Source organism: Aeromonas mytilicola subsp. aquatica (assembly GCF_044336385.1).
Classification (GTDB): Bacteria; Pseudomonadota; Gammaproteobacteria; order Enterobacterales; family Aeromonadaceae; genus Aeromonas; species Aeromonas rivipollensis.
In genome coordinates, this window is record NZ_CP172298.1 from 1,203,122 (window position 1) to 1,226,108 (window position 22,987).

Genomic DNA, 22,987 nt, shown 5'->3' on the forward strand with positions numbered 1-22,987 from the left:
AGTAGTTTCGAGATGAAAACGGACGCTGTGGTAGAACTCAAGGACGTCAACAAGTGGTACGGTGAGTTTCATGTGCTGCGCAACATCAATCTGCAGGTGGGCAGGGGGGAGAAAATCGTCATCTGCGGGCCCTCGGGCTCGGGCAAGTCCACCATGATCCGCTGCATCAACCGGCTGGAGGAGCATCAGAGCGGTGACATCCTGGTCAAGGGCACGGCCCTGACCTCGGATCTCAAGAACATAGAGACGGTACGCCGCGAGGTGGGCATGGTGTTCCAGCACTTCAACCTCTTCCCTCATCTGACGGTGCTGGAGAACTGCTGCCTGGCCCCCATCTGGGTCAAGCAGCTGCCACGCAAGGAGGCCGAGGAGATCGCCATGACCTTTCTGCGCCGGGTCAGGATCCCGGAGCAGGCCCTCAAGTACCCGGGCCAGCTCTCCGGTGGCCAGCAGCAACGGGTCGCCATCGCCCGCAGTCTCTGCATGAATCCCCAGGTGATGCTGTTTGATGAGCCGACCTCGGCGCTGGATCCCGAGATGGTGCGCGAGGTGCTGGATGTCATGGTGGAGCTGGCCCACGAGGGGATGACAATGCTCTGCGTCACCCACGAGATGGGCTTTGCCAAGCAGGTGGCGGACAGGGTGATCTTCATGGACCGCGGCCAGATCATCGAGGAGAACGTGCCGGACCAGTTCTTCGACCATCCCCAGTCGGAGCGGACCAAGCTGTTTCTCTCCCAGATCCTGCAGCACTGATGCGGATAAGACGCGGCCCGTCCCATGGAAAATAGCCCGCACGCTCGGTGAGCTGCGGGCAAAGACATGCATGAAAGCAGACTACAAACGGAAAGGAGTATGTCAGCCCGGCAACAGGGTGGTGGTGCGCAGATCGCGCACGGCCAGATTGATCTGCCGGGCCAGGCTCAGCGCCTGACGGCAGTCCAGCGTCTTCACATCGATGACTCCCCCTTGAAACTCGAATCGTCCCAGTGCCTCGATCATGAAGCTGCCGTGATGGAAGCTTTTGATATAGCGGGCAATTCGACGAGGAGACAACTGCTTGAACACCTTCATGGCAAGACACCCTGTTGTTTGGACAGGGCACACTATGCCGTCTCACCGTGACACTGATGTGACACTTTATAAAGGTTTGTATGAATCCTTGTTATGGCGGGCTGGCGTCCTGTTCCCGGCGTTGAAAAAGTAGTGCCGCCCCCGGCCCCGGCCCCGATATACTGCGGCCATCGCTGTATGGACAAAGGGACCGCACGTGGAGTGGGTGGACGTAGTAGACGAGCAGGACAGGGTGATCGGGGTGGCCGAGCGCGCCCGGGTGCGTCAGGAAAATTTGCGCCATCGCGCCAGTTACATCCTGGTGTTCGATGAGGCCGGTCGAATCCTGGTGCAGCGGCGCACCCCGAGCAAGGATTTCTGCCCCGGCATGCTGGATGCCTGCGCCGGTGGCGTGGTGACCACTGGGGAGGCGATGGAGCCTTCCGCCCGGCGCGAGCTGGCCGAGGAGCTGGGTATCTTTGATGTGCCCCTGCACGACTTCGGCACCTTCTACGCCGAGGGGGAGGCGAGCGGGGGAGGCTATCGGGTCTGGGGCGGTCTGTTCAGTTGCCAGTATCAGGGGCCGCTGCAACTCCAGGCGGAGGAGGTGAGCGAGGTGCACTGGATGAGCCTGGCCGAGATAGCCGAGCGGGCCGCCGAGTTCACGCCGGATTCCCTCCTCGCCATCGCAACCTGGCAGGCACGGCGGCACGGGTGAGGCAGCGATGTGAGACGTCGAGTTCACCCTGGGTTTCCTGCTCGCCATCGCCACCTGGCAGGCGCGGCGCTCGCAATAAAGGCGAGGTGCGGGCGGCGACAGGGGAGCCGGTGTCGTCTCTTTCCGGGTTGGAGTAGACTGGGCCTCTTTCAGTCACTTAAGGACGAGACATCATGATCACGGTCGGACAATCCCTGCCAGCGGGGGAATTTACCTTCATCACCGCCGAGGGCAAGCAGGTACAGGATATCCAGGCCCTGTTTGCGGGCAAGAAGGTGGTGCTGTTCGCGGTGCCAGGGGCCTTCACCCCCACCTGCTCCAACGCCCATCTGCCAGGCTATGTGGTGCTGGCGGACGAGTTTAAGGCCAAGGGCGTCGATGCCATTTGCTGCCTCTCGGTCAACGATGCCTTCGTGATGAAGGCGTGGCAGGTGGCCCAGAATGCCGATGCCATCACCATGCTGGCGGATGGTGACGGCAGCTGGACCCGGGCCCTGGGCCTTGCCAAGGAGACAGGCGCCTTCGGCGGTCTGCGTGCCCAGCGCTTTGCCCTGATTGCCAATGATGGCGTGGTTGAGCGGTTGTTCGTGGAGGCTCCCGGCAAGTTCGAGGTGTCTGATGCGCAGAGTCTGCTGGCCGCCTTGTGAATTGTTAATCATCGTTTGATTTCAGCTTGAAATAGCAAGGCGGCTCGCTACACTGAGCCACCTTTGGATGGAGCCAGGCTGACCCCTGGCTCTCGTGTTTGCAGCCGATGAGATGGAAGAATATGACCCTGGCTTTTGTTGCCCTGATTGCCGGACTGGCGTTGCTGGTCTGGAGTGCGGATAAATTTGTGGATGGCGCCGCCGCCACTGCCCGTTATGCCGGCATGCCGCCGCTCTTGATCGGCATGGTGATCATCGGTTTTGGTACCTCGGCCCCCGAGATGGTGGTCTCGGCCCTGGCATCCATGCAGGGTAACCCGGGCCTGGCCCTGGGCAATGCCTATGGCTCCAACATCACCAACATCGCCCTCATTCTCGGTCTGACAGCCCTCATCAGCCCCATCGCCGTCTCCTCCCAGGTGGTGCGCAAGGAGATCCCCATACTGCTCGGCATCACCCTGCTGACCGGTGCCTTGCTCATCGATGGTCACCTGGGGCGTGGCGACGCCCTCATTTTGGGTGGCGTCTTTATCGTGCTGCTGGGCTGGTCCATCTGGACCGGGATCAAGGGCAAGGGAGACGCCCTGGACGAAGATGTGAACGTGGAGATCGACAGCGAAGCCATGCCGCTCAAGAAGGCCATCTTCTGGTTGATCGTGGGCCTGGTTCTCCTGGTCGGCGCTTCCCGCCTGCTGGTGTGGGGCGCTGTGACCATAGCCCAGGCATTTGGCATCAGCGACCTGGTCATCGGTCTGACCATAGTGGCGGTGGGCACCTCGTTGCCGGAGCTGGCCTCCTCCCTGATGGCCATCAAGAAGAAGGAACATGACTTGGCCCTCGGCAACGTGCTTGGCTCCAACCTGTTCAACACCCTGGCCGTGGTCGGCATAGCCGCCGGCATAGCGCCCCTGGATGTGGATCCTGCGGTGCTCTCTCGCGACTGGAGCCTGATGATGGGGCTGACCCTGCTGCTGCTGGTGATGTGCCTGGGCCGCAAGGGACAGGGCCGCATCAACAGGGTGGAAGGGGGCATCTTGCTCTGCATCTTCGTCGCCTATACAGGTTGGCTGTTGACCAGCCAGTTCTGATGCAGGCACGACGATGCACACAAGAAGGGGAGCCAATGGCTCCCCTTCTCTATGCTGCTGGCGTGGTCAAAGCGTTCAGGCCACCGCCACCAGCTTCTGCTTCTGGGCGCTGTCCAGGATGAGGATGCTCGCCTTGGGGAAGAAGTTGAAGGTGGAGGCCGACGCCCAGGTGTAGGCCCCCATCACCCGGCCTATGACCAGCTCGCCGATGGCCAGATCCGGCAGCATGATGCCGTCGCGAATGACATCCACGCTGTCGCAGGTGGGGCCGGAGAGCACGGCATTGTGCAGCGGGCCTTGGGCGTAGGGAGTGCTCACCGGGTAGGTGACGTGGTCATAGAGCTGACCGTTGTAGCTGCCGTAGAGGCCGTCATCCAGGTAGTACCAGATCTTGTCGCCGCGGTGGGCCTTGCCCATCACGCTGGACACCGAGGTCATGGCTGGCGCGCTGATGAAGCGGCCCGGTTCGGCAATCTTCTGCACAGTGGCGGGCAGCTTGGCAAGGGCCTCGCGGATCGGCGCGCAGAAGCCGTCGATGTCGAACTCGCCGCCGTCATAATCCACCGGGAAACCACCACCGATATCCAGCACCCAGGGCTTGAGCCCCAGATCCCAGGCCTGCTCCATGATCTCGCGGCAGGCGTCGATGGCCTGCACGTGGCGACGGGCGTGCGGCACCTGGGAGCCGACGTGGAACGACAGCCCCATCACCTTGATCCCCTTGGCCTGCGCCAGTTGCAGCAGCGGCAGTGCCTGCTCCGGGGTGCAGCCGAACTTCTTGGAGAGATCGACCTTGGTCTCGGGATTCGGGAAGCTGACGCGCAGCAGCAGCTTGACCTCATCCTTGTAGGGCAGGAACTTCTCCAGCTCCAGCGGGTTGTCATAGACGAACACTGTGCAGCCGAATTCCAGCGCATAACGGATGTCGCTGTCGCGCTTGATGGGATGGGTGTGAATGCAGCGTCCCGGGCGAACCCCTTGGCTGCGCACCAGATCCACTTCGCCATTGGTGGCCAGATCGAAACAGGCCCCCTCTTCCTTCAAGACAGAGACCACGGCCTCATGGGGCAGGGGCTTGAGTGCATAATGCAAGCGCACATCGGGCAGGGCGGCGGCCAGGGCCCGATACTGTTTGCGGACGGCTGCCTTGTCGAGCAGCAGCAGGGGGGAGCCAAATTGTTCAACCAGCTGACGGTAATCTTGTGCGACCAGGGTCTCGTTCATTCTCTTTTGATCATCCTTAGGGGGCGTGATATGCCCAAGCCATATGCGATTGAACCGGCGACGGCCGGCTCAGGCGAGTGGTCCGGAGGGACCGACCAGGCACAATGCATAACTCCCTTGCAAAGTGCTTAGTTATGCGCGGGATTATCGACTTATTGAGTTTGTGTGCAAGCATTTTGATTGGATATGTTGGCAAGTATTTCTGGTCGAGACGAAACATCATCTTGATATGGGGCAGTCTGCCCCAGCCGGTGCGCGCCATTGGCAGAGAAGTCCTCATAAGCTATTGATAGTTAACGAGCATTTAACATGTGTTCCGCTCATGGTCGGGGCAGAAAAAAGCGGCGCTGAGGCTGGCCGAGTGGGAGACAGCTCACATTTTTTGGATTAACATGCCCGCTTCCTAATCCAAACTAGTTCGGATGAAGGTAGCAGGAGAGCGATGGGGGACCATCCACCGAAGAAGTGAATCTTTCAGGTACCGGGCAACCGGTGTGGACTGCTACTGGACGATACTCTGGAGAGACCCGTTAGATCGGGCGCCGAAGGAGCAAGGCATCATGACTACCCGCAAGGGCTGGCTGGCGCCGGAAACTCTCAGGCAAAAGGACAGAGGGGATGGGATGGTTGTACCTGGGCTTGGAACTGTTCACGATCTGTAACGAGAGGTCGTCAGCAAGGTAAAGAGCAGCGCAGGAACCGGAGCGTATAGACATACGTGAGGATTCCGAGCAGCGCATGAGCCTTGATCACGGCCTCGCAGTAAGAGTGTGAACACGTTCTTGGCCTGCATCCGATCGCCTCTGGGGATCGCGACACCTATGGGAAGATCATCCTTCTCCTCCTTAATTTTTGTTTTTTAAGGAGGATGCATGTCATCAATTCAATCGGCGCTCGCCGCCATCGATAGCTTTGTCTGGGGTCCGCCCCTGCTGATCCTGCTGGTCGGGACCGGTATCTATCTCACCCTGCGTCTGGGTCTGCTTCAGGTGGTGCGCTTGCCGCTCGCCCTCAAGCTGGTCTTTGGCCGCGATCAGGGCCAGGGCAAGCAGGGGGATGTCTCCAGCTTCGCCGCCCTCTGCACCGCTCTCTCCGCCACTATTGGTACCGGCAACATCGTCGGGGTGGCCACCGCCATAAAGCTCGGCGGCCCCGGAGCCCTGTTCTGGATGTGGATGGCGGCCCTGTTCGGCATGGCGACCAAGTACGCCGAGTGTCTGCTGGCGGTCAAGTATCGCGAGCAGGATGCCAACGGCCAGATGGCGGGCGGCCCCATGTACTATCTGGAGAAGGGGCTCGGCTCCAAGCCGCTCGCCAAGCTGTTTGCCCTGTTTGGCATAGGTGTGGCCTTCTTCGGCATCGGTACCTTCCCCCAGGTCAACGCCATCTCAGACGCCATGAGCCTCTCCTTCTCGGTGCCCCGTGAGGCGACTGCCGTGGTGCTGACCCTGATAGTGGCCCTGGTGACCCTGGGGGGGATCCAGTCCATCTCCAGCGTGTCGAGCAAGGTGGTGCCCTTCATGGCCATCTTCTACATCCTCGCCTGCGCCGGTGTGTTGGTGAACAACGCCAGCGCGCTGCCCGATGCCGTCATGCTGGTGATCGAGAGCGCCTTTACCGGCCATGCGGCCACCGGCGGCTTCGTCGGGGCCGGCATCATGCTGGCGATCCAGTCCGGGGTGGCGCGCGGGGTCTTCTCCAACGAGTCAGGGCTGGGCTCGGCGCCCATAGCGGCGGCGGCGGCCAAGACGGATTCCTGCGTGGAGCAGGGGCTGGTCTCCATGACGGGTACCTTCATCGACACCATCATCATCTGCACTATGACAGGCCTGACCCTGGTGGTGACAGGGGTGTGGAGCGGGGACTTGAGCGGCGCCGCCATGACCAGCCAGGCCTTTGCCCAGGGGCTGGATGCTCACATAGGCCAGTATCTGGTGAGCATAGGGTTGCTGTTCTTCGCCTTTACCACCATCCTCGGCTGGAACTATTACGGTGAGCGCTGCACCGAGTATCTGTTCGGGGTCAAGGCGATCAAGCCCTATCGCCTCATCTATCTGGCGCTGGTGGCGAGCGGTGCCTTCCTTCATCTGGACATGATTTGGCTCCTGGCCGACATAGTCAACGGCCTGATGGCGGTGCCGAACCTCATCGGCCTCATCGGCCTGCGTCACGTGGTGATCGCCGAGACCCGGGCCTACTTCAGCCGGGACCAGGACACAGGATCGGAGCCCGAGCCGCAGACAGCCTGAATCTGTGCCCGTCCAATCAGGAAAAGCAAAGCCACGACTCGGGTCGTGGCTTTTTTGTGCGCGGCGTTATTTCCATGGACGGGGGTTTTCCCTCTCCCTCCGGGAGAGGGTCAGGGTGAGGGAGATAGCCCCTCGCTCAGCAGGCTATCCAGACGTGCTCGCACCTTGTCCACCAAGGCCTGGTCGCCACCGCGCCAGCCAATGCAGCTTGCCAGCGTGGTGGAGGTTCCCGTCATAAAGCGCAGCTCCCCGCCCGCCAGCTCGTAGAAGCGGCTCGCCATCTTTGTGCCCTCGTCCACGTCGCCCCCTACCAGCAGCATGGCTTGCGCCAGCACGGCGCCGCCATGATCCTGGCCCGGCGCCAGCCAGCGCTGGGCGGTGCCGGTGATCTTGCGACCCCCGATCACCAGATTGTACTGACCGTCGCAAAAGGATCCGGGCACGAAGTCATAGCTCCCCTCAAGGCCATGCTCCGCCAGCAGGGCCAGCAGCGGCGCCCCCAGCAGTCGGTAGTAGTGGGCCAGATCAGTGGTGGTACGGGGCAGCAGCAGGGAGAGGTTGAGGATGCCGGCCCCGTGGGGCACTGCGGTGCCGCCGCTGTCACGCACATGAACGGGCCAGCCTTCGGCGGCTAGCTGCTCGCAGGCCGCCTGATAGCGGGGCAGACGCATGTCCTTGCGGGTGACAATCAGGCACTGGGGCGCCTGCCAGAGGTGGGCGCGGGGCAGGCCGTCATGGGCACAGTCCCGCAGCCAGCGCTGCTCCTCGGCCAGTATCTGATCCGGGGTGTGGCGGGTGGGCAGGGGGGGAAGCAGGGTATAGGGCATCAAGGGCATCCTGGGCAGAGGCTGCCCTGCACAGTACCCGGGGCGGCAAACAAGGTAAAGCCCCGCACGGCGGGGCGCTACCTGCTTGTTGACGAGAGAGTCAGGCCTGCGCGGCGGCGCGCTTGGGCAGCAGCAGGTTCATCACTATGGCGGTGATACCGCCGGTGGCGACGCCGTAGGAGAGCACGCTCCTGGCCAGCTCCGGCAGGTGTTGCAGCACCTCCGGCACTTGCGCGACCCCCAGCCCCATGGCCAGCGACACCGCCAGTATCATCAGGGCGCGGCGGTCGAGCTCCTCGCGGGAGATGATGCGCACCCCGGCGGCGGCTATGGTGCCGAACATGACGATGGTGGCACCGCCCAGCACGGGTTCGGGGATCTGCTGCACCAGGCTGGCGACCGCCGGGAAGAGGCCGAGCAGGGCCAGCATGGCGGCGATGAACAGACCGACATGGCGGCTGGCGACCCCGGTCAGCTGGATGACGCCGTTGTTCTGGGCGAAGGTGGACATGGGGAAGGTGGAGAAGAGAGCCGCCAGCATGGAGTTGGCGCCATCGGCCAGCACGCCCCCCTTGATCCGCGCCATGTAGACGGGTCCGTCCAGCGGCTCGCCCGAGATGTCCGAGGTGGCCGTCATGTCGCCTATGGCCTCCAGCGCCGTCACCACGAAGATGATGGCGAGCGGCACGAACAGCTGCCAGTCAAAGCCGATGCCGTAGTGAAGCGGAATGGGCACCATCACCAGGGGGCCCTCGAAGGTGGGAGGGCTGACCTTGCCCAGCAGCAGGGCGACGGCATAGCCCGCCAGCATGGCGATCATGATGGCGGAGAGGCGCAGCCAGGGGTTGCGGCTGCGCTGCAGCAGTACGATGAGGCCGAGCACCAGCAGGGAGAGGAAGAGGTTGGTGTGGCTGGCGAAGCTGCCGTCAGAGAGGGCGGCATAACCGCCCCCCATGCTGATGAGGCCTACCTTGATCAGGGTCAGGCCGATGAGCAGCACCACTATGCCGGTTACCAGGGGGGTGATGATGCGCTTGACCAGGTGCAGGAAGCGGCTCATCACCACTATGGTGAGGGCCGCCGCCAGCATGGTGCCGAACAGGGTGCCCAGTAGATCCTCGGTGGGCATGGCGGCCTGTTTGAGAGCGAGACCGGAGGCGATGATGGGGCCGAGGAAGTTGAAGCTGGTGCCCTGCACCGAGAGCAGGCCCGAGCCGAGGGGGCCGAAGCGGCGGGTCTGGATGAAGGAGGCGATGCCGGACATGACCAGGGACATGGAGACTATGTAGCGAGTGTCGGCGGCCGGGAGGCCCAGGGCATTGGCGATGATGAGGGGAGGGGTGATGATGGCGACAAACATGGCGAGCATGTGCTGAAGGGCGGCGAACAGGGTCTGGGGCAGGGGGGGGACTTCGTCGATGCCGTAGATGAGTTCGCTGTGGGCTCGCCTGGGGGGGTGGGTCTCTGGGGTCGCACGCACGGCGGCAGCCTGTTCCATAAATACCTCTAAGTGTGGGGAGGGGGAGAAAATTGGGCGCTATTCTAGTGGCTGAGTCTGGGCTGACCAGCGCTAATTGGAGCAATAAAGGGTTTATTTTTCGATGGGTTGAAACGTTTGCGAGCGGCGATTATGATCCGCCGGTTTGTGTGAGGCAGTTCTCGTTATAAATAGGTGACATGCTGATGCATCCAGGGAGGGACGGTGTAGAATGAGCCCTCAGTTGTAAAATGGAGGCTCTGGATGCTGAAGCTGTCGGAGTTCTGGAGTGCCCGTGCCCACTCCGAAGATTTCACCCTGACCCGCATGGGCTTTATGACGGTGCGTCTGCGCCTGCTCACCTGCCTGCTGATGGTGGGGCTGCCCGCCTGGGCGCTGGTGGATTGGCTGACCCTGCCCGCCACCCAGTTTGACGAACTGTTTCAGGTCAGGATCTTCTGCCTGCTGGCCCTCTCTCCCCTGATCCCTCTTTCGTATCTCATCCACTTCAAGCGCGAACGCATGAGGCTGGCGCTGGGCTACCTGATGGCGGTGATGATGCTGTTCTCCCTCATCTGTCTGCACAGCTTCGGGACGGATCAGGAGCTGCAGGCGGGCTACATGGCCTTCCCCTATCTGCTCATCAGCCTGTTTGCCATCTTCCCCATACCGCTCTCCCTCAGCCTGCAACTGGCGGGGGGCATTCTGATCACCATGCTGGCGGGCAACTGGCTCCTGGTGGGCCAGCCGCTGCTGAGCGTGCAGACCCTCAACCAGGTCTGGCTGCTGGGGCTCTTCACTGTGGCGAGTGCCTGGGTGCAGTGCGGCCAGCTCAACATGCTGCTGCAGCTCTATCGGGAGTCCACCACGGACGAGCTGACCGGCATGATGAACCGCCGCCTGCTGATGAAGCAGCTCGAGAAGGCCAGGGTCACCATGATCCGCAAGCAGGCATCCTTTGCCGTGCTGCTGCTGGATCTGGACAGATTCAAGCGCATCAATGACAGCTTCGGCCATCTGGCGGGGGACGCCGTGCTCAAGGAGGTGGCGGCGACCCTGGCGGAGCAGCTGGAGCCCGGCATGGTGCTCGGTCGCTACGGTGGCGAGGAGTTTGCCATTCTGCTGCCCAACTGCGCCGATCTGGCCCAGGCGAAACGGGTCGCCGAGCGACTGCGGGTGGCGGTGGAGGCGCGGCTGGTGAAGAGCCCGACGTCGGATGAGCTGCTGGAGGTGACGGTGAGCATAGGCCTGACCCTGTCCCTGCGCGGGGAGAGCGTCGAGGAGCTGCTCAACCGGGCGGACGAGTGCCTCTACATGGCCAAGATGGCGGGGCGCAACTGCGTGGTGGGCGAGCTGGCGAAGACGCCGGGCAAGCCCGGGCCCACAAAGACGGATGCCGCCTGAGGGCGGCATCTTGTCTGGAGGGCTATATCAGTTCAGCCGGTACTTGCCTGACAACTGCTGGGCCAGCAGCTTGAACATGTTGAACACCGCCATTGTCTTGCCGGTCGGGGTGCCATCCTCGGCCAGGAAGAACTCCCCCTTGAACACCAGGATCTCCCCCTTCTGCTCCACCGAATCGGCACGCATGCCGTGGATGAAGTCTTCGTGGCTCTTGATGATGCCGTTGGCCATCTCCAGCAGGGCAGTCTCGGTGATCAGCTCTTTTTGTGGTTGCATGTGCGTCTCCTTAAACGACTACTGGCAGGGCGTGGTGTGCCCCGCCGCTGATTGAAGAGGCGGTTAGCATACTGCAAGGGGGGATTTTCTGTCATTGATATAACCCCGCTTTTTGCCCGGCTGCGGGCAGCCGTCACCCCATCACCAGATTCTTGAGCCAGTGACGCTGGCGGATCCTGCGCTGCACCAGCAGCACCTTGCACAGCTCCTCCAGCAGCACCACGGCCACCACCCAGGAGAGAGGCCAGCCCAGCAGGCTGACTGCCGCCCAGGCGAGCGGCAGGCCTATGCACCACATGGCGACTATGTCGATGAAGATGCTGTAGTTCACGTCCCCCCCCGAGCGCAGCACCCCGACTATGCCCACCATGTTGAACACCTTGAGCAACATGCCGAGGCACATGATGGCAAGCACCTGACCCGCTTCTCCCATCAGTTCGCCCGGCAGGTTGCCGACCCACTGCAGCAGGTTGGTCTGCAGCAGCCAGACGGCTATCCCCACCAGCAGGGCGCCTATGGGGGCGAGCAGCAGGAACAGCTGGGAGTGCTGCCAGGCCGCCTCGTACTCCTCGGCCCCGAGCCGGTGGCCGAGCAGGGTGGAGCAGGCCACCGCCAGCCCGAAGAAGAGGGAGATGAGGATGCTCTCCAGGGTGCCAAGCGTGGTCATGATGGCCAGGGAATCCGTGCCGAGGTGGGCATAGAGGAAGCCGTAGAGTAGCATGCCGAAGGCCCAGAGCCCGTCGTGGAACAAGAGCGGCAGGGCGATCAGGGTGAAGCGCACCACCTCCTTGCGCCGAAAGGCGTCCCACCAGTCCTGTTTGCGCGGCACCAGACGTGGCTCCTGGCGCCACACATAGGCAAGCAGCAGCGCCGTCTGCAGCAGTCGTGAAATCGTGGTGCCCCAGGCCGAGCCCGCGACCCCCATGGCCTCGAAGCCGAAGTTGCCGAAGATGAGGGCGTAGTTGAGGATGACGTTGGCGATGATGGCAATGATGCCGATCCGGGTCGGTGCCGCCGCGTTGCCCACGGAGCGCAGGGCCGCCTCCAGGGGCACGACTATGGCGGTGCAGAGGATGGTGGCGCCGGTGATCATCAAAAACTCGTCGGCCAGCAGGCGCAGTGCGGGGTCCTGGCTGGCAAAGCCGAGCACGCTGCCCGGCGAGAGCACATAGATGAGGGCAAACGGCAGGCTCACCAGCAGGGCGCCCACCAGGGCCAGCGCCAGGGAGCGGCGCACCCCGGCCAGCTCGCCCCGGCCATAGTATTGCGCCGCCAACACCGAGACCCCGCCAGAGAGCCCCGCTATCACCAGCAGATTGAAGAAGAAGACCCGGTTACCCAAGCCGACCGCCGCCACAGCCGTGGTGCCAAGCTGGCTCACCATCATGATGTCGATGAGACCGAGCAGGGAGAACATCATGGATTGCAGCGACACCGGCAGGGCCAGTCGCCACAGTCGGGTCATGAACTCACGATCGGTGGTTTGTTTTAAAATCGCTTGCCAATAATTCATTTATGTTAACCGGGTATGTGAAAAGCAAGGTTTGTCATGGGTATGATAGGGGCTAGTGCGGGTGCTCTCACTGTGAGCAGCTCTCTGCTTTCTTGTTCAAAACTATCATGTTGAGGCATTATGGCATTTGTCAGCGAGTGTCTTGAGATAGCTCCTGGCTGCGAGGAGCGGATGCTGGGGCGTGAAGGCTTGCCCCTGCTGGGGGAGGCAGGCATCTTCCTGACCGGCCTCTCCCGCTTGCGGGATCACTACCTCATTCGCCGCAACAGACCCGAATTTCACATTCTGATGGTGAGCCACGACGAGGGAGGAGCCCTGCTGACGGATCAGGGGGAGCAGCCCATCCCCGCGGGCTCGCTCATCTTTCTGCCGGCGGCCGTGCCGGGGGGGCTCAGGCTCATCGGCGAGCGCTGGCAGATCAGCTGGATCCTGCTGGACGATGTGCCGCGCTGGCAGCACCTGCACCGGCTCGGCCACCGCATCTGGCAGGGGGAGGAGGGGGAGCAGCTCTACCATCTGCTCAGCCTGATGCAGGGGGAGGGAGTGCGATCTCCCTTGCAGCCCCAGCTGCTCAGTCTGTTGCTGGCCCTGCTGGACAGAACCCTGCAAGGGGAGGTGCGTGGCACCCCTGAGCTCAGGCTGCAGGCGCTGTTTCGCCGGGTGGAGGCGCGCCTCGATGAGCCCTGGAGCGTGGCCCTGCTCGCCAGCCAGATGGCCTGCTCTGTGCCCCATCTGCATCGGCTCTGCCAGCAGGTGTTCGGCATGGGGCCCATGGCCTGGCTGACGGGGCTTCGAATGAATAAGGCTCGCCAGTTGTTGCTCTATACCAACTGGCCCCTCGGCGAGCTGGCGGCCCGGGTCGGTTACAGTGACGGCGCCAACTTTGCGAACCGTTTTCGCCGCCTCACTGGTCAGACCCCCGGCGCCTTTCGTCGCCTGGGTCGCAAACCTGTTGCCACTGATGTTCAAACCCTTTGAAATTGTTGGCCCAAGCCCATAGGATCGGCGGGCCACACAGTCAAGGTACAGATCCATGTTTGAAGATAATAATCAGAAACGTCCCCTCTACATTCCCTACGCCGGCCCGGCCCTGCTGGAGACCCCGCTGCTCAACAAGGGCAGTGCCTTCACCAGCGAGGAGCGCAGCAGCTTCAATCTGGAAGGCCTGCTGCCCCAGAACATAGAGACCATAGAAGAGCAGGTGGAACGCGCCTATCGCCAGTTCATGGCGTTTGGCAACGACATGGACAAGCACATCTATCTGCGCAACATCCAGGACACCAACGAAACCCTGTTCTATCGCCTGCTGACCAACCACCTGACCGAGATGCTGCCGGTCATCTACACCCCGACCGTGGGCAAGGCGTGCGAGGAGTTCTCCAACATCTACCGCCGTGCCCGTGGCCTCTTCATCTCCTATCCGGACAAGGACAGGATCGATGACATGCTGCAAAACGCCACCAAGCAGAACGTCAAGGTGATAGTGGTCACCGACGGCGAACGGATCCTGGGGCTGGGGGATCAGGGCATAGGCGGCATGGGCATTCCCATCGGCAAGCTCTCCCTCTACACCGCCTGTGGCGGCATCTCCCCCGCCTACTGCCTGCCGGTGGTGCTGGACGTGGGCACCAACAACCAGCAACTGCTCAACGATCCCTTCTACATGGGCTGGCGCCATCCGCGCATCTCCGGGGAGGAGTACGACGAGTTCGTCGATGCCTTCATCCAGGCGGTCAAGCGCCGCTGGCCCGAGATCCTGTTGCAGTTCGAAGACTTCGCCCAGGGCAATGCCACCCCGCTGCTCAACCGCTACAAGGACGAGCTGTGCTGCTTCAACGATGACATCCAGGGCACGGCCGCCGTCACCCTCGGTAGCCTGATCGCCGCCTGCAAGGCCTCGGGCGCCAAGCTCTCCGAGAAGCGGGTCGCCTTCCTCGGTGCGGGCAGCGCCGGTTGCGGCATCGCCGAGCAGATAGTGGCGCAGATGAAGGCCGAAGGACTGAATGATGCGGAAGCTCGCGGCCGGGTCTTCATGGTGGACAGGTTCGGCCTCATCACCGACAAGATCCCCAACCAGCTCGACTTCCAGCGCAAACTCTCCCAGCCGCTGGAGCGGATCAAGGAGTGGCCGGTGGGGGACAACATCTCCCTGCTGGAGGTGATGGAGCACGGTCGTCCCGACATCCTGATCGGGGTCTCGGGCCAGCCCGGCCTCTTCACCGAAGAGGTGGTCAAGACGATGCACAAGCATTGCAGCCGCCCCATCATATTCCCGCTCTCCAACCCCACCTCCCGGGTGGAGGCGACGCCGGCGGATCTCATCCGCTGGACCGACGGCCAGGTGCTGGTGGCCACCGGCAGCCCGTTCGCGCCGGTGGAGTACAAGGGCAAGCGCTACGTCATCGCCCAGTGCAACAACTCCTTCATCTTCCCGGGGATAGGTCTTGGTGTCATCGCCTCGGGCGCCACCCGGGTGACCGACGCCATGCTGATGTCCGCCAGCCGGGCGCTGGCGGAGTGCTCCCCCCTGGTGAAGGGAGAAGAGGGCTCCTTGCTGCCGGATCTGGCGGATATTCATCGGGTGTCCCGCTACATCGCCAAGATGGTGGCCAAGACCGCCATGCTGCAGGGCAAGGCAGTGCAGACCCCCGATGATGTGATAGACCAGGCCATAGAGGCGAACTTCTGGCGGCCGGAATACCGCCGCTATCGTCGCACTTCGTTCTGAGCGAAGAGGCCGCAAAAGCAGAAGGGATGCGCAAGCATCCCTTTTTTTGTGCACGGCAGAGGCGGATGAGGGGTTATTGTGCCGGTTGCTCGGCAGCGGGTTCGGCCGCGGGCTCGGTGGCCGCTGGTGCGGCGGCCTGCACGCCGGTCACCCGGATCTCGACCCGGCGATCCGGGGCCAGGCAGTCGATGAGGGCGGCTCTCGCCTTGACGTCATCGCACTGGGTGCCGGTGACCGGATTGCTCTCGCCATTGCCCTGGATGCTCACCTTGTCGGCGGGCAGGCCCTTGCCGATCAGGAAGTTGGCGACCGTGCTGGCGCGGGCCTCGGACAGCGTCAGGTTGTTGGCATCCGAGCCGATGCGGTCGGTATAGCCCATCACCACGGCGTTGCCATCCTTGGGCTTGACGTCGACTATCTGCTGGTAGAGGTCGTCCAGGGCGGCCATGCCTTCCGGCTTGAGCTCGGCCTTGCCAAAGGCAAACAGCACGTCCGAACTCAGGTTGAAGGTCTGATCCACCGGCTCGGGCGGCGGCGGGGTCACCACCAGGGGGGCGGCCACCGGCACGGCGGCCACGGTGCGGTTGGGGTGCAGCACCAGCTCTATGGTGGCGGTGCTGATGTCGCTGACCCAGCGCTGGGTGCCGCTGCCCAGCTTGTCGTTGTCAGGATCGTCCCCGACCCGCACCAGATAGCGGTAGCGCGCCTGGATGTCGACCCAGTCGGTGAGCCTGGCGGTCAGCCCCAGACCCGCCAGGGGGGCCAGGTTGTCATCGCCGCCGTTGACGGAGTCGACGTGGTAGAGATAGCCGCCACCTTCGGCGAACACCGAGAAGATGTCGCCAAGGGGCAGTCTGCCTATCACCGACAGGGTGGCACCCTGACTGTTGAAGTCGTTGCCGGCGATGTCCCAGTCACCGGTCGACAGATAGCCGAGTTCGGCGCCCAGGTTCTCGGTGAAGTTGTAGCCGACAAAGGCGTCGATGGCGGTGGCGTCCTTGTCGACATCCTGACTGAAATCATTGATGTCGTGGGCAATGGCCCAGCCTCCCCCAGCCCCTATATACCAGTCGTGAACAGGCGCCGCCTGGGCGCCACTCGCCGCCAATGCCAATGCAATCCACACGGGTTTCAGTCTTATGTTCATCGCGTATCCTCGTCGATGTTGGGTGTTATAGGGCTCCCAGCCCTTTGCTATGTATAGCCACCATTATGTATAGGCGATATGAGAGGTTTAACCACTTAAGTGGCGCATCTATATGGAGAATTTGTGAGGAAGCAGGCAAGAGTGGTGCCTTGGACACCGCCCCTGGCTGGCGGGGAGGACAACAAAAAAAGGGGCCGTACGGCCCCTTTTTTTTCAGGTGCGGATTGACCGCATGCAGCTGAACTTACTGTTTGACTTCCTGCACGCCGGTGACGCGCACTTCGACGCGACGATCCGGCGCCAGGCAGGCGATCAGCTCGTTCTTGCCCTTGACGCCGTCACACTGGGTGCCGGTGACCGGATTGGCTTCGCCATGGCCTTCGATGGCGACCTTGCCTGCCGGCAGACCCTTGCCGACCAGGAAGTCGGCCACGGTGCGGGCACGGGCTTCGGACAGCTTCTGGTTGTAGGCGTCAGAACCGATGCGGTCGGTATAACCTACCACCACGGCGCTGCCATCTTTCGGCTGAACGTCAACAATCTGCTGATACAGGGTGTTGAGGGCGGCAGTACCTTCCGGCTTCAGGGTGGATTTGCCGAAGGCAAACAGCACGTCAGAGCTCAGGGAGAAGTTCTTGTCGACCATGACAGGCTCGGGCTCGGCGACCACGGGGGCGACCACAGGTGCCACATAGGAGGTGCGGTTCGGGTGCATCACCAGTTCTAGGGTCGCGACGCTCATGTCGGTTTTCCAGGTCTTCTGCTCGTCACCCAGATCCCAGATGTAGCGGTAGCGGGCCTGCAGATCGATGAGGTCGGAGACCTTGGCGGTCAGACCCAGACCGGCCAGGGGCGAGGTGCCGTTGTCGCTCTCGCCATTGCCGTTGACATGGTTGAAGTAGGCACCGCCTTCGGCGAACACGGAGAAGATGTCACCCAGCGGCAGACGGGCAAGACCGGACAGGGTCGCGCCTTGTGTCTTGAAGTCGACGCCATCGACGCCACCCTTGCCGGCGTAGAGGTAGCCGAGCTCGGCCGCGTAGTAATCGTTGAAGTTGTAACCGCCGAACAGGGAGATCGCGGTGGCGTCCTTGTCAGCATCCAGACCGAAGGAGTCCAGGTCATGGCCATAAGCCCAACCTGCACCCATACCTGTGTACCAGTCATCGGCCGCTTGGGCGGTGGAGGTTCCCATGGCTGCAATAGCCAGAGCAATCAGGGTTGGAGCCATTTTCATTTTCATCATTTTATCCTCGTTGAGTTGCCGTGCTATGGGCGTACTGCGCACTCTTTGTTATACCGATCGCAGATGACACTTCATGTTGTCATGTTGCGATTCCGTGACCTGGTCACGGACGGCTTGAATAAAAAATGGATGGTAACCTGGATTCTCATGAAGCTGTTTCTCCATGGACAACTAACCGGGCAATGGGCACTTTTAATAGTTCATCCAATGTCTTACAAGCGCAGCTACTGTATTCTTTTGAATCGGCTTGATCAAGTTTCTGCACAGATATGCAGCTACTATGGTGGCGCGACGGGGGCGGGGCCTGAGCAGAGAGGGGGGCAGGTACAGCGTGATGAGACAGAGGGTGACGTTTGAGGCGACAGACATGCAAAAGGGGATGCCGTGGCATCCCCTTTTTGCGTTATCTGAGTGAATCAGATTACTGCTGAACTTCCTGTACGCCGGATACGCGCACTTCTACGCGACGGTCCGGGGCCAGGCAGGAGATCAGCTGAGCCTTGGCGGTTACGCCGTTGCACTTGGTGCCGGTAACCGGGTTGGCTTCGCCACGACCTTCGATGGCAACCTTGCTGGCAGCCATACCCTTGCTGACCAGGAAGTTGGCAACGGTGCGGGCACGGGCTTCAGACAGCTTCTGGTTGTAAGCGTCGGAACCGATACGGTCGGTGTAACCAACAACAACGGCGTTACCGTCTTTCGGCTGGAACTCAACGATCTGCTGGTACAGGGCGTTCAGGGCTTCCACGCCTTCGGCCTTCAGGCTGTCTTTGCCAAAGGCAAACAGCACGTCGGAGTTCAGGGCGAAGTTCTTCTCAACGATCTGCGGAGCAGGAGCCGGAGCTTCTTCAACAACAGGAGCCGGAGCCGGTGCTACGTAGGAAGTACGGAACGGGTGGTAAACGGCTTCCAGGGTCGCAACGCTCTGGTTGGACTTGTAGCGTACGTTGTCGGCGTGCAGGTCAGCCACGTCCCACATGTAGCGGTAACGAGCTTGCAGATCCAGCGCGTCGTTGACCTTGTAGGTCACACCGGCACCGGCCAGCGGGGATACCTTGGTATCGCTGGTGCCCATACCGTCGGTGTGGCCCCAGTAGGCGCCAGCTTCACCGAACAGGGAGAAGTCGTTGCCCAGCGGCAGACGAGCGATACCGGACAGGGTGGCACCCTGGCTCTCGTAACGGTTGCCATCGGTGTTACCACGGCCGGTGTACTGGTAGCCCAGCTCGGAACCGAAGTACTCGTTGAAGTTGTAACCGACGAAGGCATTGGCAGCAGCCGCGTCTTCTTCACCAGCGTTCACGCCTTCGATCTTGTTCAGACCGTTGAAGTGAGTTGCACCGACACCGGCACCGAAGTAGATATCATCAGCGGCGTGTGCAGCAGTTGCACCCATGGCAGCCATGGCGATGGCGATCAGGGAAGGAGCCATTTTCATCATAAAATTAATCCTCGTTGAGATGGCACGTTGTTCACGTGCTTCGCACTTTGTAATTTATGTAAGCTGCTGGCTCTGCCGGGCAACAAGGGTTGCGCCGAGCAGGGATCCTAGATCCATCCAGGAGGCACGTTATCTGGGTGCACAAGTGAGCGAGTTGCACTATCGAGAGCGCATACTTCGCCACGAACAGCCGATGTCATTCCGATGACGTGGCGCACTTTATGCTCATTTCAAAACATGATCAAGCTCACAGATAATCTGTGGGGCAGATTGTGTCGTATGGATAACTGGCTGTTTATCTGGATTTATTAGTGATCCAAGTAGGCGCGATGCAGCTTTCGCTCAAGCTTCATATAGGCCTCAACCCAAGCGTGCTGCGGGGTCGCGATGGCGTCCCTGGCCGCAAAAACCGCGAGATAGTCGGCCTCGGTTGCTTCGCACAGCAAGGGTGTGAAGCCGAGTAAAAAATGACGGGCGAGATAGGGGTCCAGGGGCCAGATATTGAGGATGGCCCTGGCCACCGGCTGAATCGCGGCTGAACAGATGAAATGTTGATGGCCCGCTTCCAGCCACTGGGCCATCTCCTGCAGGCCCTGCTCGGGCACCAGTCCACCATCCCCTTTCTCCGTCGCCAGCGTCATGTGGTTACCATTGCCAAGCAACAGGCTGCCATCTTGCTGCAGGACGCCGTCGTGGCTGCGCAGGGGCAACGGGGTAGCTTGCTCGAGATAGAGGCTGCACTTGTCCGGGAGGGAAGCCAGTACGGATGCGGCCTCGCTCTGCATGGCGGCGGGCAGCCAGAGTGCCTCGGCCCGGGTTTGCTGACTCTGACGGAGCTGACGGGGGAGGGCATCCGGGTCTGAATCCGGATGAAGTCGGGAGATGATGCCGGGAAATGCCATGCTGAATACTCTTTAAGGGATAACCGGCGAATTATACGAGTTATGGCCGTGGCAACAATAAAGGTTTCTCTTCGAGACTGTTTACCTGAAGCGACTCTGCGATTACCATCCCCGAGGTTTGTTAGGGTTGTCGTCGAAAGACGCTTATTAAAGATAGAGGCTCGACCATAACGAGTCCGTTCAAAACTGATACACTTGACTACGAGTCGTCGCGAAAAATAAAGGTGGAGTGAATCCGCCGAACGGAGTATGGAACACATGAATTCAAATATCGTAACTGTTGGCAAGAAGATCCGTCAGATCCGCGAAGCGGTTGGCCTGAGCCGTCCCAAGTTTGCCGATCTGCTGGGCGTCCCCCCGACTACCCTGAAGAACTATGAACTGGGTTACCGTGAAGTTGGAGGCGCCTTCCTGGTCGCCCTGGCTCATCACCCGGAACTGCACAAGTTCACCCTCTGGCTGCTGGCCGACAAGAAAGTCGCCGAAATCGGTCAGATCGGTCCGGACGATATTGCCAAGGCTTGATTGCCTGAGCCTTGATAAAAATGCCGCCCTCGAGGCGGCATTTTTTATTTGTCAAAACAGGCATTTATTTAAATAAAGAGTGCGTTGTGTGCTTCATGTGGCGATTTCAACTAAATCACCTTGGCAAGCTGGATTAATCCCCGGAAAATTCCGACCCTTTAATTTCAGGCCCTTGATCCACAAAGCGAGACACGCATGAGCAATACCCTTCCCAAAGCCAGAGATGGCTTTACCAGCACCTTCGGCGTGCTTGCCGCGACCCTGGGCTCGGCGGTCGGCCTTGGCAACATCTGGAAATTTCCCTATCTGACCGGGGAAAACGGGGGCGCCGGTTTTCTGCTGGTTTATGTCATCGCCACCCTGCTGGTGGGGCTGCCGGTGATGATCTCGGAGATCATGCTGGGGCGTCAGGCAAAATCCGATGCGGTGAGCGGGCTCATCAAGCTGGCGCCCAAGGGGCAACCCTGGTGGCTGATCGCGGCCATGGGGGTGACGGCGGCCTTCCTCATCATGTCGTTTTACTCCGAAGTGGCGGCCTGGGTGTTTGCCTACATCTTCAAGGCGGCCAGCGGCGAGATCCTCTCGACCGATCCCGCCGTCACGGGCGCGGCCTTCAATTCGCTCATCACGGATCCCTTGCAGAGCCTGCTGTGGCAGTGGCTGGTGCTGGCACTGATGGGGGGCATATTGCTGATGGGGGTGTCGAAGGGGATAGAGGCCGTCACCAAGCGACTGATGCCGGTGCTCTTCATCCTGCTGCTGGTGATCGGGGTGCGCAGTCTGACCTTGCCCGGGGCGAGCGAGGGGCTGCATTTCCTGTTCTCCCCTGATTTTTCCAAGGTCACCGCCGGCGTGGTGCTGACGGCCATGGGGCTGGCCTTCTTCAAGCTCTCCATCGGCATGGGCTGCATGATGACCTATGGCAGCTACTTTCGGGACGATCAGCACATACCGCTCACCACTGTCCGGGTGATGTGCGCCGATCTATTCGTCTCCATGCTGGCGGGGATCGCCATCTTCCCGGCGGTGTTTGCCTTCGGTTTCGAGCCGACCGCCGGTCCCTCCCTGCTGTTCATCACCATTCCGGCGGTGTTTGCCAGCATACCGTTCGGTCACCTCTTCATGGTGCTCTTCTTCGTGCTCTCCGCCATAGCGGCAACGGGGGCCATGCTCTCCATTCTGGAAGTGCCGGTCTCGGTGCTCTCCGAGCGTTTCCACATGAGCCGAAGAAGGGCGACCCTGATCAACCTGCTGGTGCTGGGGGCGGTCGGATCGACCTGTGCGCTCTCCAACAGCACGTTGGCGGACGTGCAGATAGCGGGCAAGACCTTCTTCGATCTGTTCGACTTCGTCTCTTCCAACGTGTTGATGCCCCTTGGCGGTATCTTCCTCTGCCTCTTCGTGGGCTGGGTCTGGGGCTTCGAGCGGATGAAGACGGCGCTGACCAATGGGGGCGAGTTGGAGTTGGCCATCCTCAAGCCGCTGTTCTTCATCATCCGTTACGTGTCGCCGCCGCTCATCCTGATCGTCATGCTCAAGGGGCTGGGGCTGTTCTGACCCGGGGTCCGGACAGCAAAAGAGCGCCTTATGGCGCTCTTTTTCATTGGCGTGTCCCGATGGCGCCGTCAGAGTAGGCCGAGTCGGGAGAGCTCTTCCTTGAGCTGGTCCAGGTTGCGCTCGACGCAAGCCTCCCCCTCGTTGATGGCATCGCTGGCGCGGTGGAAGTCCATGATGGAGAGGCTGCCAAGGCGCGGACAGAGCTGGATCTCGGGGGGATCCCCGGCCATGCGGGCACGGGTGATCCGCTCCTGCATGATGTTGATGGAGCCTGTCATCACCCCCCACATGCCGGGGGTGCTGGGTTCTCCCCGGCCGAGCCACTGGCTGAATATCCCTCCCGGGGCGGGTTCGTCCGGCTCGTCTGTCCAGGGCTGATGCAGGTCGGTGTTGAGATTGACGGCGATCACCACCTCTGCCCCCATGGCCCGGGCCAGGGAGATGGGGACCGGGTTGACCACGGCGCCATCCACCAGCCAGCGATCATCAACCCGGGTCGGGGTCAGAATGCCGGGCATGCCGCAGGAGGCGCGCACGCACTGGCGCAGGGGCCCCTCTTGCAGCCAGATCTCGCGGCCGGTATCGAGCTCGGTGGCGACGCAGGCGAAGGGCAGCGGCAGGCTCTCGATGGCGGGATCGCCGAGGTGGTTGGCGGCGATGCCAAACACCTTGTCACCGCGGAACAGGCCGCCGGAGAGGGCGGGATCGAGCAACCCCATCACCTGCAAGCGGCTGAAGCCGCGCACCCAGGACTCCAGTTTGTCCAGCTCGCCGGCGGCATAGGCGGCACCGACGAAACTGCCGATGGAGCAGCCGGCCACCAGATCCGGTTTGACACCGAGGCGCTCCAGCGCCCGTATGATGCCGATGTGCGCCCATCCGCGGGCGGCGCCGCTGCCAAGGGCCAGGCCCAGGCGGGGTTTTCGTGCCACTGTGCGTCTCCTGTTGTGAGTTGGGGTTCCAGC

General features: G+C 61.7%; 21 protein-coding genes and 1 riboswitch. Of the genes, 10 read left to right on the forward strand and 11 right to left on the reverse strand.

Going from position 1 to position 22,987, the window contains the following annotated elements:
- Positions 1 to 12 precede the first annotated feature (12 nt).
- Entirely contained in the window at positions 13 to 756 is a 744-nt protein-coding gene (locus tag ACFWHB_RS05775) for an amino acid ABC transporter ATP-binding protein (RefSeq protein WP_005328952.1), read from the forward strand.
- Between the two features lie 102 nt (positions 757 to 858).
- On the opposite strand, the gene ACFWHB_RS05780 is transcribed toward ACFWHB_RS05775, so the two are convergent.
- Entirely contained in the window at positions 859 to 1,074 is a 216-nt protein-coding gene (locus ACFWHB_RS05780) for a DUF1107 family protein (RefSeq protein WP_111909975.1), read from the reverse strand.
- A gap of 196 nt (positions 1,075 to 1,270) precedes the next feature.
- Here ACFWHB_RS05780 and yfcD point away from each other — a divergent pair, with 196 nt between their 5' ends.
- The 3 genes from yfcD (at position 1,271) to ACFWHB_RS05795 (ending at position 3,506) form a co-directional block, all read left to right on the forward strand.
- Positions 1,271 to 1,771 (forward strand): NUDIX hydrolase YfcD, encoded by a 501-nt coding sequence (gene yfcD / locus ACFWHB_RS05785; protein WP_395949648.1) that lies wholly within the window; start codon positions 1,271 to 1,273, stop codon positions 1,769 to 1,771.
- Positions 1,772 to 1,944: 173 nt separating this feature from the next.
- Positions 1,945 to 2,418, forward strand: a complete 474-nt coding sequence (locus ACFWHB_RS05790; protein WP_395949649.1) for a peroxiredoxin — start codon at positions 1,945 to 1,947, stop codon at positions 2,416 to 2,418.
- A 122-nt stretch (positions 2,419 to 2,540) separates the two neighbouring features.
- Entirely contained in the window at positions 2,541 to 3,506 is a 966-nt protein-coding gene (locus ACFWHB_RS05795) for a calcium/sodium antiporter (protein ID WP_111909978.1), read from the forward strand.
- A 75-nt stretch (positions 3,507 to 3,581) separates the two neighbouring features.
- Here the strand turns inward: ACFWHB_RS05795 and ACFWHB_RS05800 are convergent, their stop codons facing one another.
- Positions 3,582 to 4,730: a type III PLP-dependent enzyme gene (locus tag ACFWHB_RS05800; protein ID WP_025327832.1), complete on the reverse strand. Its 1,149-nt coding sequence runs from the start codon at positions 4,728 to 4,730 to the stop codon at positions 3,582 to 3,584.
- A gap of 507 nt (positions 4,731 to 5,237) precedes the next feature.
- Positions 5,238 to 5,353, forward strand: a riboswitch (glycine riboswitch).
- Between the two features lie 249 nt (positions 5,354 to 5,602).
- Between ACFWHB_RS05800 and ACFWHB_RS05805 the strand changes: the two genes are divergently transcribed.
- A complete protein-coding gene (locus ACFWHB_RS05805) occupies positions 5,603 to 6,979 on the forward strand; it encodes an alanine/glycine:cation symporter family protein (RefSeq protein ID WP_290027629.1) in 1,377 nt (458 codons plus the stop codon).
- A 110-nt stretch (positions 6,980 to 7,089) separates the two neighbouring features.
- Here ACFWHB_RS05805 and ACFWHB_RS05810 read toward each other — a convergent pair whose 3' ends face one another.
- Together ACFWHB_RS05810 and ACFWHB_RS05815 are read right to left on the reverse strand one after the other, a co-directional pair.
- Entirely contained in the window at positions 7,090 to 7,806 is a 717-nt protein-coding gene (locus ACFWHB_RS05810) for a lipoyl protein ligase domain-containing protein (RefSeq protein WP_395949650.1), read from the reverse strand.
- Between the two features lie 100 nt (positions 7,807 to 7,906).
- Positions 7,907 to 9,304, reverse strand: coding sequence for a nucleobase:cation symporter-2 family protein (locus ACFWHB_RS05815; RefSeq protein WP_290071900.1), 1,398 nt, complete (start codon positions 9,302 to 9,304; stop codon positions 7,907 to 7,909).
- A 243-nt stretch (positions 9,305 to 9,547) separates the two neighbouring features.
- Between ACFWHB_RS05815 and ACFWHB_RS05820 the strand changes: the two genes are divergently transcribed.
- Positions 9,548 to 10,687 carry a GGDEF domain-containing protein gene (locus ACFWHB_RS05820; protein WP_111909983.1) on the forward strand — a complete coding sequence of 380 codons (1,140 nt, stop codon included), beginning with the start codon at positions 9,548 to 9,550 and terminating at the stop codon, positions 10,685 to 10,687.
- A gap of 27 nt (positions 10,688 to 10,714) precedes the next feature.
- Here ACFWHB_RS05820 and ACFWHB_RS05825 read toward each other — a convergent pair whose 3' ends face one another.
- Positions 10,715 to 10,963, reverse strand: coding sequence for a DUF2498 family protein (locus ACFWHB_RS05825; RefSeq protein WP_025327828.1), 249 nt, complete (start codon positions 10,961 to 10,963; stop codon positions 10,715 to 10,717).
- A 133-nt stretch (positions 10,964 to 11,096) separates the two neighbouring features.
- Positions 11,097 to 12,476 (reverse strand): MATE family efflux transporter, encoded by a 1,380-nt coding sequence (locus ACFWHB_RS05830; RefSeq protein WP_163136595.1) that lies wholly within the window; start codon positions 12,474 to 12,476, stop codon positions 11,097 to 11,099.
- Positions 12,477 to 12,596: 120 nt separating this feature from the next.
- On the opposite strand from ACFWHB_RS05830, the gene ACFWHB_RS05835 reads away from it, so the two are divergent.
- Together ACFWHB_RS05835 and ACFWHB_RS05840 are read left to right on the forward strand one after the other, a co-directional pair.
- Complete coding sequence (locus ACFWHB_RS05835; protein WP_162627150.1) at positions 12,597 to 13,454, forward strand: helix-turn-helix transcriptional regulator; 858 nt, start codon at positions 12,597 to 12,599, stop codon at positions 13,452 to 13,454.
- 55 nt (positions 13,455 to 13,509) lie between these two features.
- Entirely contained in the window at positions 13,510 to 15,204 is a 1,695-nt protein-coding gene (locus tag ACFWHB_RS05840) for an NAD-dependent malic enzyme (protein ID WP_106886137.1), read from the forward strand.
- A gap of 73 nt (positions 15,205 to 15,277) precedes the next feature.
- On the opposite strand, the gene ACFWHB_RS05845 is transcribed toward ACFWHB_RS05840, so the two are convergent.
- From ACFWHB_RS05845 to ACFWHB_RS05860, 4 genes are all read right to left on the reverse strand, one after another.
- On the reverse strand, positions 15,278 to 16,351 hold the full coding sequence (locus ACFWHB_RS05845; RefSeq protein ID WP_106886138.1) for an OmpA family protein: 1,074 nt from the start codon (positions 16,349 to 16,351) through the stop codon (positions 15,278 to 15,280).
- Positions 16,352 to 16,595: 244 nt separating this feature from the next.
- Entirely contained in the window at positions 16,596 to 17,594 is a 999-nt protein-coding gene (ompA, locus tag ACFWHB_RS05850) for a porin OmpA (protein ID WP_106886139.1), read from the reverse strand.
- 424 nt (positions 17,595 to 18,018) lie between these two features.
- Positions 18,019 to 19,038 (reverse strand): porin OmpA, encoded by a 1,020-nt coding sequence (gene ompA, locus ACFWHB_RS05855; protein WP_025327822.1) that lies wholly within the window; start codon positions 19,036 to 19,038, stop codon positions 18,019 to 18,021.
- A 308-nt stretch (positions 19,039 to 19,346) separates the two neighbouring features.
- A complete protein-coding gene (locus ACFWHB_RS05860) occupies positions 19,347 to 19,940 on the reverse strand; it encodes a hypothetical protein (protein WP_395949651.1) in 594 nt (197 codons plus the stop codon).
- A 258-nt stretch (positions 19,941 to 20,198) separates the two neighbouring features.
- Between ACFWHB_RS05860 and ACFWHB_RS05865 the strand changes: the two genes are divergently transcribed.
- Both ACFWHB_RS05865 and ACFWHB_RS05870 read left to right on the forward strand, forming a co-directional pair.
- Positions 20,199 to 20,465: a helix-turn-helix domain-containing protein gene (locus ACFWHB_RS05865; RefSeq protein WP_005298604.1), complete on the forward strand. Its 267-nt coding sequence runs from the start codon at positions 20,199 to 20,201 to the stop codon at positions 20,463 to 20,465.
- 195 nt (positions 20,466 to 20,660) lie between these two features.
- Positions 20,661 to 22,022, forward strand: coding sequence for a sodium-dependent transporter (locus ACFWHB_RS05870; RefSeq protein ID WP_163153459.1), 1,362 nt, complete (start codon positions 20,661 to 20,663; stop codon positions 22,020 to 22,022).
- Positions 22,023 to 22,090: 68 nt separating this feature from the next.
- Here the strand turns inward: ACFWHB_RS05870 and ACFWHB_RS05875 are convergent, their stop codons facing one another.
- On the reverse strand, positions 22,091 to 22,954 hold the full coding sequence (locus tag ACFWHB_RS05875) for a patatin-like phospholipase family protein (RefSeq protein WP_163136605.1): 864 nt from the start codon (positions 22,952 to 22,954) through the stop codon (positions 22,091 to 22,093).
- Positions 22,955 to 22,987: the final 33 nt, after the last annotated feature.

Bases quoted from the DNA above. Each gene is read 5' to 3' on its own strand.
- ACFWHB_RS05775 (WP_005328952.1), top strand. From the start codon at position 13: ATGAAAACGGACGCTGTGGTAGAACTCAAGGACGTCAACAAGTGGTAC.
- ACFWHB_RS05780 (WP_111909975.1), bottom strand. From the start codon at position 1,074: ATGAAGGTGTTCAAGCAGTTGTCTCCTCGTCGAATTGCCCGCTATATC.
- ACFWHB_RS05790 (WP_395949649.1), top strand. From the start codon at position 1,945: ATGATCACGGTCGGACAATCCCTGCCAGCGGGGGAATTTACCTTCATC.
- ACFWHB_RS05795 (WP_111909978.1), top strand. From the start codon at position 2,541: ATGACCCTGGCTTTTGTTGCCCTGATTGCCGGACTGGCGTTGCTGGTC.
- ACFWHB_RS05800 (WP_025327832.1), bottom strand. From the start codon at position 4,730: ATGAACGAGACCCTGGTCGCACAAGATTACCGTCAGCTGGTTGAACAA.
- ACFWHB_RS05805 (WP_290027629.1), top strand. From the start codon at position 5,603: ATGTCATCAATTCAATCGGCGCTCGCCGCCATCGATAGCTTTGTCTGG.
- ACFWHB_RS05810 (WP_395949650.1), bottom strand. From the start codon at position 7,806: ATGCCCTATACCCTGCTTCCCCCCCTGCCCACCCGCCACACCCCGGAT.
- ACFWHB_RS05815 (WP_290071900.1), bottom strand. From the start codon at position 9,304: ATGGAACAGGCTGCCGCCGTGCGTGCGACCCCAGAGACCCACCCCCCC.
- ACFWHB_RS05820 (WP_111909983.1), top strand. From the start codon at position 9,548: ATGCTGAAGCTGTCGGAGTTCTGGAGTGCCCGTGCCCACTCCGAAGAT.
- ACFWHB_RS05825 (WP_025327828.1), bottom strand. From the start codon at position 10,963: ATGCAACCACAAAAAGAGCTGATCACCGAGACTGCCCTGCTGGAGATG.
- ACFWHB_RS05830 (WP_163136595.1), bottom strand. From the start codon at position 12,476: ATGAATTATTGGCAAGCGATTTTAAAACAAACCACCGATCGTGAGTTC.
- ACFWHB_RS05835 (WP_162627150.1), top strand. From the start codon at position 12,597: ATGGCATTTGTCAGCGAGTGTCTTGAGATAGCTCCTGGCTGCGAGGAG.
- ACFWHB_RS05840 (WP_106886137.1), top strand. From the start codon at position 13,510: ATGTTTGAAGATAATAATCAGAAACGTCCCCTCTACATTCCCTACGCC.
- ACFWHB_RS05845 (WP_106886138.1), bottom strand. From the start codon at position 16,351: ATGAACATAAGACTGAAACCCGTGTGGATTGCATTGGCATTGGCGGCG.
- ompA (WP_106886139.1), bottom strand. From the start codon at position 17,594: ATGAAAATGAAAATGGCTCCAACCCTGATTGCTCTGGCTATTGCAGCC.
- ompA (WP_025327822.1), bottom strand. From the start codon at position 19,038: ATGATGAAAATGGCTCCTTCCCTGATCGCCATCGCCATGGCTGCCATG.
- ACFWHB_RS05860 (WP_395949651.1), bottom strand. From the start codon at position 19,940: ATGGCATTTCCCGGCATCATCTCCCGACTTCATCCGGATTCAGACCCG.
- ACFWHB_RS05865 (WP_005298604.1), top strand. From the start codon at position 20,199: ATGAATTCAAATATCGTAACTGTTGGCAAGAAGATCCGTCAGATCCGC.
- ACFWHB_RS05870 (WP_163153459.1), top strand. From the start codon at position 20,661: ATGAGCAATACCCTTCCCAAAGCCAGAGATGGCTTTACCAGCACCTTC.